The sequence below is a fragment of the Bradyrhizobium sp. 62 genome, from assembly GCF_023073035.1.
Classification (GTDB): Bacteria; Pseudomonadota; Alphaproteobacteria; order Rhizobiales; family Xanthobacteraceae; genus Bradyrhizobium.
Map to the genome: position 1 here is coordinate 984,788 of NZ_JADPIT010000015.1, position 13,722 is coordinate 998,509.

Consider the following 13,722-nt stretch of genomic DNA (forward strand, 5'->3'; position numbering starts at 1 on the left):
ATTCGAGCTCGATCACCTGGCCGTTCGACAGCGACACGCGGCGGTCCATGCGGCCGGCGAGCTCCATGTTGTGGGTCGCGATCAGCATGGAGACCTTGGTCGCCTTCACGAGCTGCATCAGGGCCTGGAAAACGTGGTCCGCGGTGTGCGGATCGAGATTGCCGGTCGGCTCGTCCGCAAACAGCACCCGCGGAGCATTGGCCACCGCGCGCGCGATCGCGACGCGCTGCTGCTCGCCGCCCGACAGCTCGGACGGACGGTGCGTGATGCGCTCGCCGAGGCCGAGATAGCCAAGGATCTCCTTGGCGCGCTTGACGCTCTCGGATTTCTTGAGGCCGCGGATCATCTGCGGCAGCATGACGTTCTCCAGCGCCGAGAACTCCGGCAGCAGCCGGTGCGACTGGTAGACGAAGCCGATATCGGTGCGGCGAAGCTGGGTGCGCTCGATGTCCGGCAGTTGCGAGGTCGGCGCGCCATTGACGTAGACCTCGCCGGAATCGGGCGCTTCCAACAGACCCGCAATGTGGAGCAGCGTCGACTTGCCCGAGCCGGACGGCGCCACCAGCGCGACGGACTGGCCCGCCCACAGCGCGAGCTTGGCGCCGTCGAGGATCGTCAGCGGCACCTCGCCCTGCAAGTACTGCCGCTTTATCTCGTGGAGATAAATGACCGGCACATCTTCCGCCCCCTGCTGCTCCATCAGCCCCTCACTCGTACCGCAGCGCTTCGACGGGATCGAGGCGCGCGGCGCGCCAGGACGGATACAGCGTCGCCAGGAACGACAGCGTCAGCGCCATGATGACGACGGCCGAGGTCTCGCCGATGTCGATCTCGGCGGGCAGCTTCGACAGGAAATACAGCTCTGGCGAAAACAGCTCGGTGCTGGTCAGCCAGGACAGGAATTGCCGGATCGATTCGATGTTGAGGCAGATCACCAGCCCGACGATGAAGCCGACCATCGTACCCACCACGCCGATCGAGGCGCCCGTGATCAGGAAGATGCGCATGATCGAGCCTTGCGAGGCCCCCATCGTGCGCAGGATCGCGATGTCGCTGCCCTTGTCCTTCACCAGCATGATCAGGCCGGAAACGATGTTGAGCGCCGCGACCAGCACGATCATGGTGAGGATCAGGAACATCACGTTGCGCTCGACCTGGAGCGCGTTGAAGAAGGTCGAGTTGCGCTGACGCCAGTCCACCAGGAACACCGGCCGGCCCGCTGCCTCCGTCACGGCCTGACGGAACGCGACGATCTGATCCGGATTGGTGGTGAAAACCTCGATCGAGGTGACGTCGTTGCTGCGGTTGAAATAGGCCTGCGCCTCCGCGAGCGGCATGAACACGAAGCCGAGATCATACTCCGACATGCCGATCTCGAACACCGCGGCGATCTTGTACGGTTTTATGCGCGGTGTCGTGCCCATCGGGGTGACCGCGCCCTTCGGCGCCACCAGGGTGATGCTGTCGCCGGCGTGCAGCGACAGCTGGTCAGCGAGGCGCCGGCCGATCGCGACCCCCTGCCCGTCGTCAAAGCCCTCGAGCGAGCCCTGCTTGATGTTCTTGGCGATCGAGGTGAGGTTGTTGAGGTCGTCGGAGCGGATGCCGCGCACCAGGACGCCGGAGGCGTTCCAGGGCGATGACGCCAGCGCCTGGCCATCCACCACGGGCGCTGCGAGCCGGATACCCTGGACCTGGCTGAGGCGGTCGGCGACGTCCTTCCAGTCCGTCAGCGGCGATTCCAGCGGCTGGACTAGGATGTGGCCGTTGAGCCCGAGTATCTTGTCGAGCAGCTCCTTGCGGAAGCCGTTCATGACGGCCATGACGATGATCAGCGTCGCCACGCCCAGCATGATGCCGAGGAAGGAGAACCCGGCGATGACCGAGATGAATCCCTCCTTGCGGCGCGCCCGTAAGTAACGCGCCGACAGCATCCACTCGAATGGCGCAAAAGGCGCGGTTTGAACGGTTTCGGTCATGGTCTCATCCATCGCTCGATAGTCCCATGATTCGGGGTCAAATGTGGCCGGATTGGCGGCCGCGATCTCGGGCGATGAACAATATTCAGCCGACCAGCCTTATCAGCCCACAAGTCTTGCGACCGCGTCCGCAGGCAACATGGTCTCGCGGGCGCCGTCACTTCGCCGCTTGAGCTCAACCTTGCCGTCGGCAAGCCCTTTCGGCCCGATCATGATCTGCCAGGGGATGCCGATCAGGTCGGCGGCGGCGAATTTGGCTCCGGCGCGCTGGTCGGTGTCGTCGTAGAGCACGTCGACGCCCTTGGCGGACAGCTCCGCATAGAGCTTCTCGCAGGCCGCATCGACCGCGGCATCGCCCTGCTTGAGGTTGAGAATCGACACGCGGAACGGGGCAACCGCCTCCGGCCATTTGATGCCGGCATCGTCATGGCAGGCCTCGATGATGGCGCCGAGCAGGCGGGAGACGCCGACGCCGTAGGAGCCGCCGTGGATCGGCACGTCGACACCGTCGGGGCCCGCCACCAGCGCCTTCATCGCGTCGGAATACTTCGTGCCGAAATAGAAAATCTGCCCGACCTCGATACCGCGGGTGTTCACCCGCTTATCCGCGGGCACTTCCTGCTCGAAGCGCGCAGCGTCGTGAACGTCTTCCGTCGCCGCATAGACCGAGGTCCATTGCTTGATGATCGGCGTCAAATCGCTCTCGTAGTCGACGTCCTCGCCCGGCACCGGCAGGTCGAGCACGTCGCGATTGATGAAAACGCCGGATTCGCCGGTCTCGGCGAGCACAATGAACTCGTGGCTGAGATCGCCGCCGATCGGGCCGGTCTCGGCGCGCATCGGGATCGCCTTCAGCCCCATCCGCGCGAAGGTGCGCAAATAGGCGACGAACATCTTGTTGTAGGCGACGCGCGCCGCGGTCTCGTTGAGGTCGAACGAATAGGCGTCCTTCATCAGGAACTCGCGGCCGCGCATCACGCCGAAGCGCGGGCGCTGCTCGTCGCGGAATTTCCATTGAATATGATAGAGATTCAGCGGCAGGCTCTTGTAGGACTTCACATAAGCGCGGAAGATCTCGGTGATCATTTCCTCGTTGGTCGGACCGTACAGCAGCTCGCGCTTGTGCCGGTCGGCGATGCGCAGCATCTCGGGGCCATAGGCATCGTAGCGGCCGCTCTCGCGCCAGAGGTCGGCAAGCTGGAGCGTCGGCATCAACAGTTCCAGCGCACCGGAGCGGTCCTGCTCCTCGCGCACGATCTGCTCGATCTTCTTCAGGACGCGGAAGCCGAGCGGCAGCCAGGCATAGATGCCGGCGGCCTCCTGCCGGATCATGCCGGCACGCAGCATCAGCCGATGCGAGACGATCTCCGCCTCTTTCGGATTTTCCTTCAGGATGGGCAGAAAGAACCGCGACAACCGCATGGCAATACTCGAGGAATCAGTGATGGCTTGCAGTGAAACCGGATTGGGAGCCAAAACACAAGACCGGGAATGAGGAAAACCCGCTAACACAGCGGAATTCCTGTCATTTTTCCGTCGACTTCACCTTCGACGCGAGGTGCCGAAGAGCCCGGTTCAGGGCGCCGCCACCTCGAACTCATCCTCCAGGGTGATCTTCTCGAAATCGGTCACGAGCGCGTCGATCCGCACATGCCAGCGACCGGCAAAGGGCAGCTCGACCTTGCGCACGTGCCAGTAGCGGTCCAGCCCGAGCGAGGCGTTCCGCTCCATCGGCTCAATGCCACGTTCGGGCAGGCTCAGCGTCAGCGTCACCTCCTTGGCATCGAGAACCGCCCCCTCGCCAGTCATGAGCTGCAGGACGAAATCGTCGATACCCGCCTTGCCCGGCGAGACCAGGACCTGAAACATCGCCCTGTCGGTGTGGATGTGGATCGCCAGCGGCGTCTCCGGAGTGATCGTTCGCGGCGGCGGCGTGAAGCGCCAACCGGCCACGACGGCGAAGATGCCTAGCGCGATCGCGCATTCGAGTACGATCGAGCGCTTCAGTGCCGGCGCGGCCTTGTGATCCCCCGCCAGAGCTGGAGTCAGGCGGAAGCGGTTGAGCGCGGCAAGCGCCAGCAGCACGAGGACCAGTGCAAGCTTGATCGAGAGGATCAATCCATAGCGGGTCTCGACCAATGCAGACGGCTTTTCGAGCTGGACGATGGCGAGCGCGAGGCCGGTCAATGCGAGAACGCCAACGGCCGGCGCCGCGATGCGAGAAAAGCGGTTCACGACGGGCAATGTCGCGACGGGTCGCTTTGACAACAGGGCGCCCAGCGGCGCGAGGGCCCCAATCCAAAAGGCGACACCGAGGCCATGGAGAAAGATTGCGGGCCGGGTCAACAGTTCGGGCGGTGCCGTAGCAGCGTGCCCGGTCATGGCCAGCGACAAGCCGACGCCGACGAAGGCAATGATCGCCAGAGCGCGCGCGCACCACGCGCTGCCTAGCGCCAGCAATGCGAACAGCATTGCAGCGACGGCCACGAGCAAGGCCGGGCCCGCGCTGGTCCCGGATGCGACTTTCCAGGGAGCCATCGTCGCGAGAGCGGATAGCGGTAGGCCGAGGAGATCCAGCCCCAGCACACCAAGGGACACCACCGCGCTCGGGACGCCGATGGCGAGCGCCACGCACGGAATGGTTATGCCGGTCATCGACCACGCAACCCAGCGTGCAAAGAAAACGCCGCCGACGCCGACGAACAGGCCAAGATAGAGACCGACCCGCGCCAGCCAGATCAGCACGTTCAATCCGCCATCGGCGTTTGCGGGAGGTTGCGTTCCCGTCGGCGTACCGATCGAGAAGATCACCGATCCAGCGACGGGATGGCCATCCTGCGAGATCACGCGATAGCTGACGACGGCCGTGCCTTGCGGCAGGTCCGCCGGCATCGCGACTGAGATGGTCGCGCCCGATGCGTTGACGCGCACGTCATCCCGCGCCGTGCCCGCGCCGTCGATCAGCCGGATCGCGCCCGGCGTCACCGTCTCGTTGAAGCGCAACTCCACCATCTTCGGCGCGCTCGCGAGCATGCTGCCGCTCGCCGGCTCGACCGCGACCAGCGCCGCGTGCGCCGAGGCGCCGGTCGCGAAGCCGACAACGAGGAGCAGCGTCGCGAGCGCGGCGAGCAGGCGCATCAGGGTTTCGGCAGGAGTTTCACGCCCGGCGCCGGCGATTTGCTCTCATGCGAATGCCCTGCCCCCTCCGCGGGGATCTCGATCCAGCGACTGACGCCGGTCTCGCATTCCTGGACGACGGGGAAGTACAGGATCGTGTTCGGCTTGAGCGTGTCGATCAGGGCCGTGTGCATGACGAACTCGTCATAGTTCTTGTCCGGCAGCTTGCCGCCAGACCAAGTCACCTCCTTGACGCCGGACGAGAGCTTGTTGCCGTGATAGTCGTATTCGCCGGCGTATTTGCCCTCGACCACGTCAACACTCCAGCCCGCCTTCGGCATCGGCTTTACCGCGATGACGCCTTCAGGAATCTGCACCCGGATTTTCACCGTGGGCGAGCCCGCGCAACCGTGCGGGACGGCGAAGACGGCCTTGTAGGAAGCACCGACCGTGGCTTGCTTGCCTTCGAGAAAGACGTGCGCAGTCGCGGGCGTTGCCGCAAAGACGCTCAGAACAATCAGCCAGGTTCGCTTCGACATATTGGGTCTCCCGAAGGTCCAGATCACGCTCGTCACATCTTCATTCCCGAATGATCAGGCATTTTCTTCATCATGTGCCCACTGTCGCCGGGCGCCTGCGCGCCGACGCCTTGGACGTCGAGGGAGACGGCGACCTTGCCGGCCTTCTCAAACTGAAGCGTCACCGGCACCTTGTCGCCCTGCTTGAAGGGGCCCTTCAGCTCCTGGAGCATCAGGTGGTAGCCGCCGGGCGCGAACTTCACCGTCTTGCCGGGATCGATCACGAGCCCCTTGTCGAGCAGGCGCATCTTCATCACTCCGTTGTCCATCGCCATCTCGTGGACCTCAGCCTTCCCCGCGATATCGGCGGAAACGCTGACCAGCTTGTCTGCCACCGTGCCCTTGTTCTCGATGGTGAGATAGCCGCCGGCCACCTTGGCTCCGCCTGGTGTCGCCCGGCTCCACGCCTGCGAGATGACGAGATCGCCGGCCTTGATGTCCTCGGCCTGCGCGGCGGCACAGGCGGTCAGCAACAGTGAAATTGCAAGGAGAGTTCGTCCGATAGTCCTCATGTTGATTGCCTCTTTCGCGATTGATCGGGCCGAGAATGGCCCTGCATTCTTCCACGACGATTTTCCGCCGCCACCCGCATCGGCATTCGGAATGCCGGCCTGCGGCGGAGCGAACATAGACCCAAGTGCCATTTGCACGTCACCATCGATACCTCATTCCAGCATACACTGCCCGTCCCGTGCCCGGCTCAAACAATGCTGACGTCGCCGTCGCTCGATCGATGATGCTCGCGCTGGCTATGTAGGTCTTGTTGGTGAGATTGCGCCCCTCGACGTAGGCAGACATCGGGCCACCATTGTCGAAGCCGGCTTTCAATCCCAACAGGGCGTAAGGCTCTGTCGTCAGCGTGTTCATGCTATCGACGAAGTAGGCCTGTGGCACCCATTCGACGTTGGGTCCAACATAGAACCCGGTAGGGTGCTTGTAGAGAAGCTCCGCACGCAGGTAGTGAGTTGGGGCTCCCGGCAATCGATTGTTTCCGAAGGTCGGATCTTTGTCGAAGCGGAAGTCGTTGAACGAATAGGCGACATTCAGCCAGAGCTTGTCCGGCGCCGGGCCATTGACGAAAATGTCACGAAAGATTGCTGCGCCCGCGCCGGCCTCGATGCCTTGATGGATGGTGCGGTCGGCGTTGGTCACATTGCAATTGCCGAAAGTACTATAGAGGCATTGCAATTCGTCGCGAATGTTGGCCCGGTAGACCGTCAGTTCCCAGGCATAATCAGATCGCTTCATGCGAGTCCCGATTTCGTACGTGGTGGCAATCTGCGGGCGGATGCTGGTGAACGGGATCGTCGGAATGCCGAGACCAATAGCGCTTTCGCCAAAGCTCGGCACCTCGGCACTCCGCGAGACATTGGCGAAGACCTGCCAGGCCGGATCGATTTGCCACAACAGACCGCCTTTCGGCGACCAGAAATTAAAGCGCGTTGCCCCCGATTGATCCCCGTCGCTGAGGAAACGATCCTGCCGATTGCGGGTCGCGTACAGAAACTGCGTGCCGCCGATCACTGCAAGATTTGGAAGGACGTAGAAGCTGTCTTCAACGTAGGCGGAGGTATTCTCCGATCGATCGATCGAGGAAGAAAGCAGTGCACCCTTCTGCCCGCCAATGTTGGCGAACTGTTGGTTGTCGATGCTGCCGTTCAGCACATTGACGCCTGCGACCAACTTGTTGCGGAAGCCGCCGATGGTGCGGTCATCCGTGATCTTCGCGAATCCGCCATAGTCCTTGTAACGGTAGTCCAGCCACTGGAAGATCGGATGCATCAAATGGCGATCGACGCCAAAGGCGCCGAATTCGACTTTGGTGTCATCGAAACGAACGGTGGTTTTGTTGGCGAGCCTGACAGTATCGATGTTGCGCTGCTGATCCATCGCAACATTCGCGGGTGCAGCAGCTTCCGGATCGGTCAAAGCGGACGTTTTGGTCACGGTACCCGGAATTCGCTGCCGCACTTCGTTGGCATTGAGGTAGAACCGTGTCTCGACATCCGGGGAGAACTGATAGCCCACATTACCGCTCAAGCGGTTGCTCGAGCCGAAGCTGTGATCGCGAAATCCGTCTGCGGCCTGCGTGGAAGCGGTCACGAACCCGTCCCACGGCCCGTTGACGCCGCCTGCGTTCGCCTGAAGTCGTTTGTAGCCAAATCCTCCGACATCGAAGGACACACCATTCGGAAACGAGTCGCGGCCGGTCGGGGTCACGAAGTTGATCGCGCCTCCCAGCGAATTGGCGCCGAACTGAAGCGCGTTGCCGCCCTTGAAGACTTCGACATATTTGTAGGCGCTCGGATCGATCTCCTGGAAATCGCCATAGCCATCCGCAGTGTTGATCGGAATGCCGTCCATATAGAGCTGCACACCGCGCAGATGAAAATTGCGCGACAGGCCGGACCCGCGAATCGAAAGGCGGGTGTCGTCGCCCCATTTGGGCTGGGCGTACACGCCGGGCACGTAATCCAGAACATCCTTGATCGTGTTGGACGGCGTCGAGTTCCTGTACGCCTCGGCCGACACGAGCGCCACGCCGCCCGGAGTCTGGTTAATCTCCGCCAGCGCTTGTTGCGCCGTCAGAACCGTCAGGGCACCCGGAGCCCCGGCACTCTGTTCGCTCGCGGTTTGCTGCGGCGATGGGGTCGTTCGCGGGCTTCGCGTGACGCGCGCCGATCGCGCCGTATTGCGTGGCGGTCGGACCGCCGACGCGCGCTTCTGCTGAGGCGCCTCGACGGTGATTGGCGGCAGCACTGCGCTGCTGCTTTGGGCAAAGGCGCCGCTCGACGATGCAAGCAGCGCGGCCTGAATGGCAACGACGCTCACACCACGGCGGGCATGACAGCGTAACATGGGGCATTCCTGACGCCGGGCGTTCTCTCCGGCCATTCGACAGCATCAATCGCCTGCGGCGGACCGCGGCGATCACGAGAGTCGTCAGGAAAATTGAGGCGGTGCGCGCGCCTGCGCGTTTGTGCCTTTATGGGCCGCGCCGGCGGATGCCTCCGCCGCGTGCCACACCACGCGCTCGGCGTGGCGGAAGGGAACGGAAAGCGCGGCGTGCGGCGGCGAATCGAGCGACGCGCCCACCTGCGCCAGGCAACAGAGGGCGCATGCACCGGCATGTGCGACCGGCGTACCCGCCGGATCGTTCAGGCCGCCTTGCTCGCCTGCGCTGTGGCAGATGACGGCGGCAGACAACGGATCGGCCACGGCTTGGCCGGCCGCCAGACAGGCGGCAATCGGCGCCAGCACCTGCATCACCAGGGCGAGCAGGACCAGAGGTAGGAATTTTTGCAGCCGTGCGCGCATCCGCCGAACCATTCGTTCGTCTACTAACTAAACACCGGCGGATGGCCAAGTCGAGCCCGGTTCCGCCGCCTCCTTAATCCAGCGCAAATTTCCCGGAAAACTGTGGTCCGGCCGCGCGCGGAAGGGAACCTCCGGTATTCGAGGCAGTCGAGCACGCGGCCCCATCTACGGATTTCTTATATTTGTCATATGCTTACAGAGCCAAACGCCCGATCATTTCGTCAATTGCTCGAATTTTGAACATTCGTTGCCGAAAATGATGACAAGTGAGAAAAGTTGATCTAGCATCCTCTTGCTCAGGCTGGCCGCGAGGTCGAAGTCTGGTGGTCCAAGTCTCGGGAGGAGCCCCTGACGCGCAAAATGCAGCGTCGCCCCGCCAATCAAGATCAAATCTTAGAATCGGGGATAATAGGGTCGACACAATTTTCGAGCGGGGCTAGGGCCCCGCTCTTTTTTTGTCTGCGGGGCTAAAGCACCGATGAATGCTTCTCCCAATCCGATCGAACAGAGCTTTGAACTTGCAGCCTCGCGCTGCACCGATCTCACGCCACACGTCTATCAGCGGCTGTTCGAACAGCATCCCGAAACACGGGCGATGTTCCGCACGCAAGGCAGCGAACTCGTGATGGGATCGATGCTGGCTCTCACGATCGAGGCGATTCTCGACTTCGCCGGTGATCGCCGCGGGCAATTCCGGTTGATCGCGTGCGAGGTCGCCTCGCACGATGGCTACGGCACGCCGCGCGAGCTGTTCATCGCCTTCTTCGCCGTCATCAGGGATACGCTGCGCGATCTTCTCCGCGATGAATGGTCGGAGGACATCGCGCAGGCCTGGGACCGACTGCTCATCGAGATCGACGCGTTCGCGGGTGTCCCGGCCTGACGCTTTGCGCTGCACCAACACGGGCTCGCGGCGACCCGCCGTTGATTGCGGATTGAGTGGCACCAACTCTTGTGAGACACTTTCGGACATCGGTCGCGCAATCAATGACGCGCCGAGATAAAATTGTATGGGAGCGAGCGATGTCCGGGACGAAAGATTTCTCGACGACGAGGCGCGATCTTCTTCAGGCGGCAGCAACCGCCGGCGCCGCGACTGCCATCCTCGGCAGCATGGGCATAAACCCCGCCCTTGCAGCCGAAGTCGGACGAAGCGAGAAGCCGCTGAAGGCGGCGTTCTCCAACGCAGGCCTCCAGGCCACCTGGTGCGCGCAGGGCAAGCAGGCCGCGGAATTCTGGGGCAAGCTGTTCAATGTCGAAGTCACCTGGTTCGACGGCCAGCTCGATGCGGTGAAGCAGCGCGCGGCGATCGACAACATGGCCTCGCAGAAATGGGACTTCGTCGCGATCCAGGCCTTTGGCATCGGCACCCTCACCCAGCCGGTGCAGAAGATGATCGACGCCGGCACGCCCGTGATCGACATGGACACGCTGATCGCGCCGCTGGACCAGATCAACGTCCACTCCTTCCTCGCCCCCGACAACGAGTTCATGGGCGCCTCCGTGACGCAGGCGCTGTGCAACGCCATGGGCGGCAAGGGCAAGATCATCATGACGCAAGGAGCCCTCGGCCACACCGGCGCGCAGGGCCGCGCCAAGGGCTTCAACAATGTCGTGAAGCAATTCCCTGGGATCGAGGTGCTCGATACCCAGCCGGCAGACTGGGATGTGTCGAAGACCGCGCGCCTCTGGGAAACCTACCTGACGAAGTATCCGCAGATCGACGCGGCGTTCTTCCACAATGACGACATGGCCCTCGCCGCCGCCAATATCATGAAGGCGCGGGGCCGCACCAACATCCTGATCGGCGGCGTCGACGCGATGCCGCCGGCGATCCAGGCGGTCAGCGAAGGCCGCATGTTCGCCACCGTGCGCAATCCGTCCTGCCGGATTCATGGCGGCGCCATCATCGCGGGCGTTTCCGCCGTGGTCGGCGGCGAAAAGAGCGGACAGGGCATTCCCAAGAACGTCGTCACCGACGGTCCTGTTGTGACCAAGGCCAACGCCGCAGGCATGCAGTGGATGCAGGATCACTTCCTGATCTGAGCCTCCATGCGAGAGGATCGTTCGCCTATCCTGGAACTGCAGGGCATCACGAAGAGCTTCGGCGGCGTCGAGGCGCTTCGTGGTGTCGACTTCGCGCTCTCACCCGGCGAGATCCATGGTCTCGTCGGCGAGAACGGCGCGGGAAAAAGCACGCTGATGAAGATCATCGCCGGCGTGCACACCGAATTCTCCGGCCGCTTCCTGATCGACGGACAGGAGACGCATTTCCGCTCGGCCCGCGACGCCCACAGCGCCGGCATCGCCATGGTGCACCAGGAGCTGTCCGTTGCGCCCGACCTCACGGTCGCGGAGAACGTGTTTCTGGGCAACCAGCCGACCAACCGCCTCGGCCTGGTGCAATGGCGGCGGATGGCGCGCGAGGCCGGCGAGCAGCTCGCCCGCTTCGGCATCGACGTCGATCCGATGAGCAGGCTCGGCGATCTCCCGATCGGGCTCCAGCAGCTGATCGAGATCGCGCGCGTGCTGTTCTCCGGCGCCCGCATCGTCATCCTGGACGAGCCGACCTCCGCCCTCTCCCCACCCGAGGTCGAGCGATTGTTCGCGACGCTGCGCCGGCTGCGCGAAGAAGGCACGGCCATCGTCTTCATCTCGCATTTCATCGAGGACATCTTGCGCGTGTCCGACACGGTGACCGTGTTCCGCAACGGACGGAAGGTCGCGGAGACGGCAAGTGCCGCCACCAGCAAGGGCGCGCTGATCGAGGCCATGATCGGCCGCGGCGGCGAAGCGCTCGAGCACAGCTATAGCGACGATCTGATGCTGCCGCAGCCGAGCGACAGCTCGGTGGTCCTGAAGGTCGACCAGCTGTCGCTGACCCGCAGCCTGAAGGACATCTCCTTCGAGGCCCGCGCCGGCGAAGTGCTCGGCATCTACGGCTTCATGGGTTGCGGCCAGCAGGAGCTGTCGCGCATCTTGTTCGGCAAGCTGAAGCCGGACGGTGGCACGCTCGCGGTCGATGGCAAGCCCAAGACGTTTGCCAGCACGGCAGCGGCGCGGCGCGCCGGGGTGGCGCTGGTGCCGGAGAGCCGGCGCGCAATGCTGTTTCACCAGGAGCCGGTTTACAAGAACATCTCGATCAGCATTCTCGATCGCATCTCGGCGCTGCTGCTCAAGCCGGCGCAGGAGCGCGACATTGCAAAGCGCCAGGTCGAGCAGCTCCAGATCAGGCCGCCAGTGGTCGGGCTCGATCTCGGCATGCTCTCCGGCGGCAATCAGCAGAAGGTCGCGCTGGCGAAATGGCTGACCTATCCGCCCAAACTCCTGGTGCTGTGCGAACCGACCCGCGGCATGGATGTCGGTGCCAAGAACGACGTCATCAACATCGTCCGCGATCTCCGCGCCAGGGGGCTTGCGATCATCGTGCTCTCGACCGAGCCGGAAACGGTGCTGTCGCTGGCCGACCGCATCCTCGTGCTCAAGCGCGGCGCATTGGTGCGCGAATTCAAGAACGAGCCGGTCAGCAAGGACCGCCTGCTGGAAGCGGCGTGACGGAGAAGCACACCATGGCGAGCAGTGACACGGCTTTGGCGGGGCAGCGGGCGCGAGGCTTAGCTCCGTTCCTGCGCTCGCAGATGCGCAACATCGCTCCGTTCCTGACGCTGATCTTTCTGTCCGGCTTCTTTGCGCTGGCCAGTCCCTCCTTCGCCACGCTGGACAATCTCGGCAACATCCTGACCCAGGTCTCGGTCACGGGAATCATCGCCGTCGGCCTCACCTTCGTGATTCTCTGCGCGGAGATCGACCTCTCGATTGCCAGCATCGCCAACGTCACCGGCATCGCGGTCGCCTACTTCACGCTCCAGGAATCCTACGTCAACATTCCCAACATTCCCCTGCCCGGCGCGGCGGCGATCCTGCTGGCCATTTTGCTCTGCGCGTTCCTCGGTCTCGTCAATGCACTGGGACTGACCGTGATCGGCATCCCTTCCTTCATCATGACCTTGGCGATGATGCAGATCGCGGCCGGAATCTCGGCGCTGCTGGTGCGCGGCCAGATCGCCTATAAGGTGCCCGGCGTGATCACCACGCTCGGCTCCGGATCGATCGGCGGCATCCCATGGATCGTCATCGTCGCCGCGATCATGCTGCTCTTGGGACATCTGGTGCTGACCTACACGCGCTTTGGCCGCTACGTCTACATGGTCGGCGGCAACCGCGAGGCGGCCGAATATTCCGGCCTCAACGTCAAGCTCATCCTCGGCGCCGTCATGGTGATCTCGGCGGTGTGCTCCGGTATCGGCGGCATGCTCGGTGTGGCGCATTTCGGCAGCGCGCAGCAGAACGAGTTCGATACCTATCTGCTCGACTCCATCGCCGCCGTCGTGGTCGGCGGCACCAGCCTGTTCGGCGGTCGCGGCGGCATCGGCAACACCATCGTCGGGCTCTTCGTCCTCGGTGTCCTCAATAACGGCCTTGACCACGTCAACATCGACAGCTTCCTGAAAATCCTGATCCGCGGCCTGATCCTGCTGGCGGCGCTGGTCATCAACGTCTATGCGCAGCGGCTGAGGGAGAAAGCGGTGGAATAGCGGCCCCCGAAAACAAAAAGCGCGAAAACAACCCCATGCACAGTAGAGACCGCGTGGGAATTCAACGAGTTATAAAATCCGAAATTGCGATGATGCGACCGCAGCGACGGTTTGACTCGTCGGGCAAAACAGGAGCAG

At 63.2% G+C, this 13,722-nt stretch carries 12 protein-coding genes; 4 read left to right on the plus strand and 8 right to left on the minus strand.

The window, feature by feature from the left end; translation table 11 throughout:
- The 8 genes from IVB47_RS15205 to IVB47_RS15240 all read right to left on the minus strand — a co-directional run.
- Positions 1-700 (minus strand): ABC transporter ATP-binding protein (locus IVB47_RS15205; protein ID WP_027567170.1); only part of this gene is annotated, 700 nt, incomplete at its 3' end.
- 7 nt (positions 701-707) lie between these two features.
- The gene (locus IVB47_RS15210; protein ID WP_007603606.1) at positions 708-1,988 is read right to left on the minus strand and encodes a lipoprotein-releasing ABC transporter permease subunit; all 1,281 of its coding nucleotides are present in this window, start codon (positions 1,986-1,988) and stop codon (positions 708-710) included.
- Positions 1,989-2,078: 90 nt separating this feature from the next.
- A complete protein-coding gene (gene proS / locus IVB47_RS15215; RefSeq protein WP_247462418.1) occupies positions 2,079-3,398 on the minus strand; it encodes a proline--tRNA ligase in 1,320 nt (439 codons plus the stop codon).
- Between the two features lie 153 nt (positions 3,399-3,551).
- Positions 3,552-5,114: a CopD family protein gene (locus tag IVB47_RS15220; protein WP_247462420.1), complete on the minus strand. Its 1,563-nt coding sequence runs from the start codon at positions 5,112-5,114 to the stop codon at positions 3,552-3,554.
- Positions 5,114-5,632, minus strand: coding sequence for a YcnI family protein (locus IVB47_RS15225; protein ID WP_247462422.1), 519 nt, complete (start codon positions 5,630-5,632; stop codon positions 5,114-5,116). Before IVB47_RS15225 ends, IVB47_RS15220 begins: the two co-directional genes overlap by 1 nt.
- Before the next feature lie 32 nt (positions 5,633-5,664).
- The gene (locus IVB47_RS15230) at positions 5,665-6,183 is read right to left on the minus strand and encodes a copper chaperone PCu(A)C (protein WP_247462424.1); all 519 of its coding nucleotides are present in this window, start codon (positions 6,181-6,183) and stop codon (positions 5,665-5,667) included.
- 139 nt (positions 6,184-6,322) lie between these two features.
- A complete protein-coding gene (locus tag IVB47_RS15235) occupies positions 6,323-8,530 on the minus strand; it encodes a TonB-dependent receptor (RefSeq protein ID WP_247462426.1) in 2,208 nt (735 codons plus the stop codon).
- Positions 8,531-8,614: 84 nt separating this feature from the next.
- Positions 8,615-8,989, minus strand: coding sequence for a DUF2946 family protein (locus tag IVB47_RS15240; protein ID WP_247289504.1), 375 nt, complete (start codon positions 8,987-8,989; stop codon positions 8,615-8,617).
- A 478-nt stretch (positions 8,990-9,467) separates the two neighbouring features.
- On the opposite strand from IVB47_RS15240, the gene IVB47_RS15245 reads away from it, so the two are divergent.
- From IVB47_RS15245 to IVB47_RS15260, 4 genes are all read left to right on the plus strand, one after another.
- The gene (locus IVB47_RS15245; RefSeq protein ID WP_247289502.1) at positions 9,468-9,872 is read left to right on the plus strand and encodes a globin; all 405 of its coding nucleotides are present in this window, start codon (positions 9,468-9,470) and stop codon (positions 9,870-9,872) included.
- Positions 9,873-10,012: 140 nt separating this feature from the next.
- A complete protein-coding gene (locus IVB47_RS15250; RefSeq protein WP_007610940.1) occupies positions 10,013-11,035 on the plus strand; it encodes a sugar ABC transporter substrate-binding protein in 1,023 nt (340 codons plus the stop codon).
- A 6-nt stretch (positions 11,036-11,041) separates the two neighbouring features.
- Positions 11,042-12,544: a sugar ABC transporter ATP-binding protein gene (locus tag IVB47_RS15255; RefSeq protein WP_247462428.1), complete on the plus strand. Its 1,503-nt coding sequence runs from the start codon at positions 11,042-11,044 to the stop codon at positions 12,542-12,544.
- A gap of 14 nt (positions 12,545-12,558) precedes the next feature.
- Positions 12,559-13,584: an ABC transporter permease gene (locus tag IVB47_RS15260; protein ID WP_247356293.1), complete on the plus strand. Its 1,026-nt coding sequence runs from the start codon at positions 12,559-12,561 to the stop codon at positions 13,582-13,584.
- Positions 13,585-13,722 lie beyond the last annotated feature (138 nt).

Excerpts from the sequence above, each read along its gene's own strand:
- IVB47_RS15260 (WP_247356293.1), top strand. The coding sequence starts at position 12,559 with ATGGCGAGCAGTGACACGGCTTTGGCGGGGCAGCGGGCGCGAGGCTTA.
- IVB47_RS15250 (WP_007610940.1), top strand. The coding sequence starts at position 10,013 with ATGTCCGGGACGAAAGATTTCTCGACGACGAGGCGCGATCTTCTTCAG.
- IVB47_RS15210 (WP_007603606.1), bottom strand. The coding sequence starts at position 1,988 with ATGGATGAGACCATGACCGAAACCGTTCAAACCGCGCCTTTTGCGCCA.
- IVB47_RS15220 (WP_247462420.1), bottom strand. The coding sequence starts at position 5,114 with ATGCGCCTGCTCGCCGCGCTCGCGACGCTGCTCCTCGTTGTCGGCTTC.
- IVB47_RS15235 (WP_247462426.1), bottom strand. The coding sequence starts at position 8,530 with ATGTTACGCTGTCATGCCCGCCGTGGTGTGAGCGTCGTTGCCATTCAG.
- IVB47_RS15245 (WP_247289502.1), top strand. The coding sequence starts at position 9,468 with ATGAATGCTTCTCCCAATCCGATCGAACAGAGCTTTGAACTTGCAGCC.
- IVB47_RS15255 (WP_247462428.1), top strand. The coding sequence starts at position 11,042 with ATGCGAGAGGATCGTTCGCCTATCCTGGAACTGCAGGGCATCACGAAG.
- IVB47_RS15230 (WP_247462424.1), bottom strand. The coding sequence starts at position 6,183 with ATGAGGACTATCGGACGAACTCTCCTTGCAATTTCACTGTTGCTGACC.
- IVB47_RS15225 (WP_247462422.1), bottom strand. The coding sequence starts at position 5,632 with ATGTCGAAGCGAACCTGGCTGATTGTTCTGAGCGTCTTTGCGGCAACG.
- IVB47_RS15240 (WP_247289504.1), bottom strand. The coding sequence starts at position 8,989 with ATGCGCGCACGGCTGCAAAAATTCCTACCTCTGGTCCTGCTCGCCCTG.
- proS (WP_247462418.1), bottom strand. The coding sequence starts at position 3,398 with ATGCGGTTGTCGCGGTTCTTTCTGCCCATCCTGAAGGAAAATCCGAAA.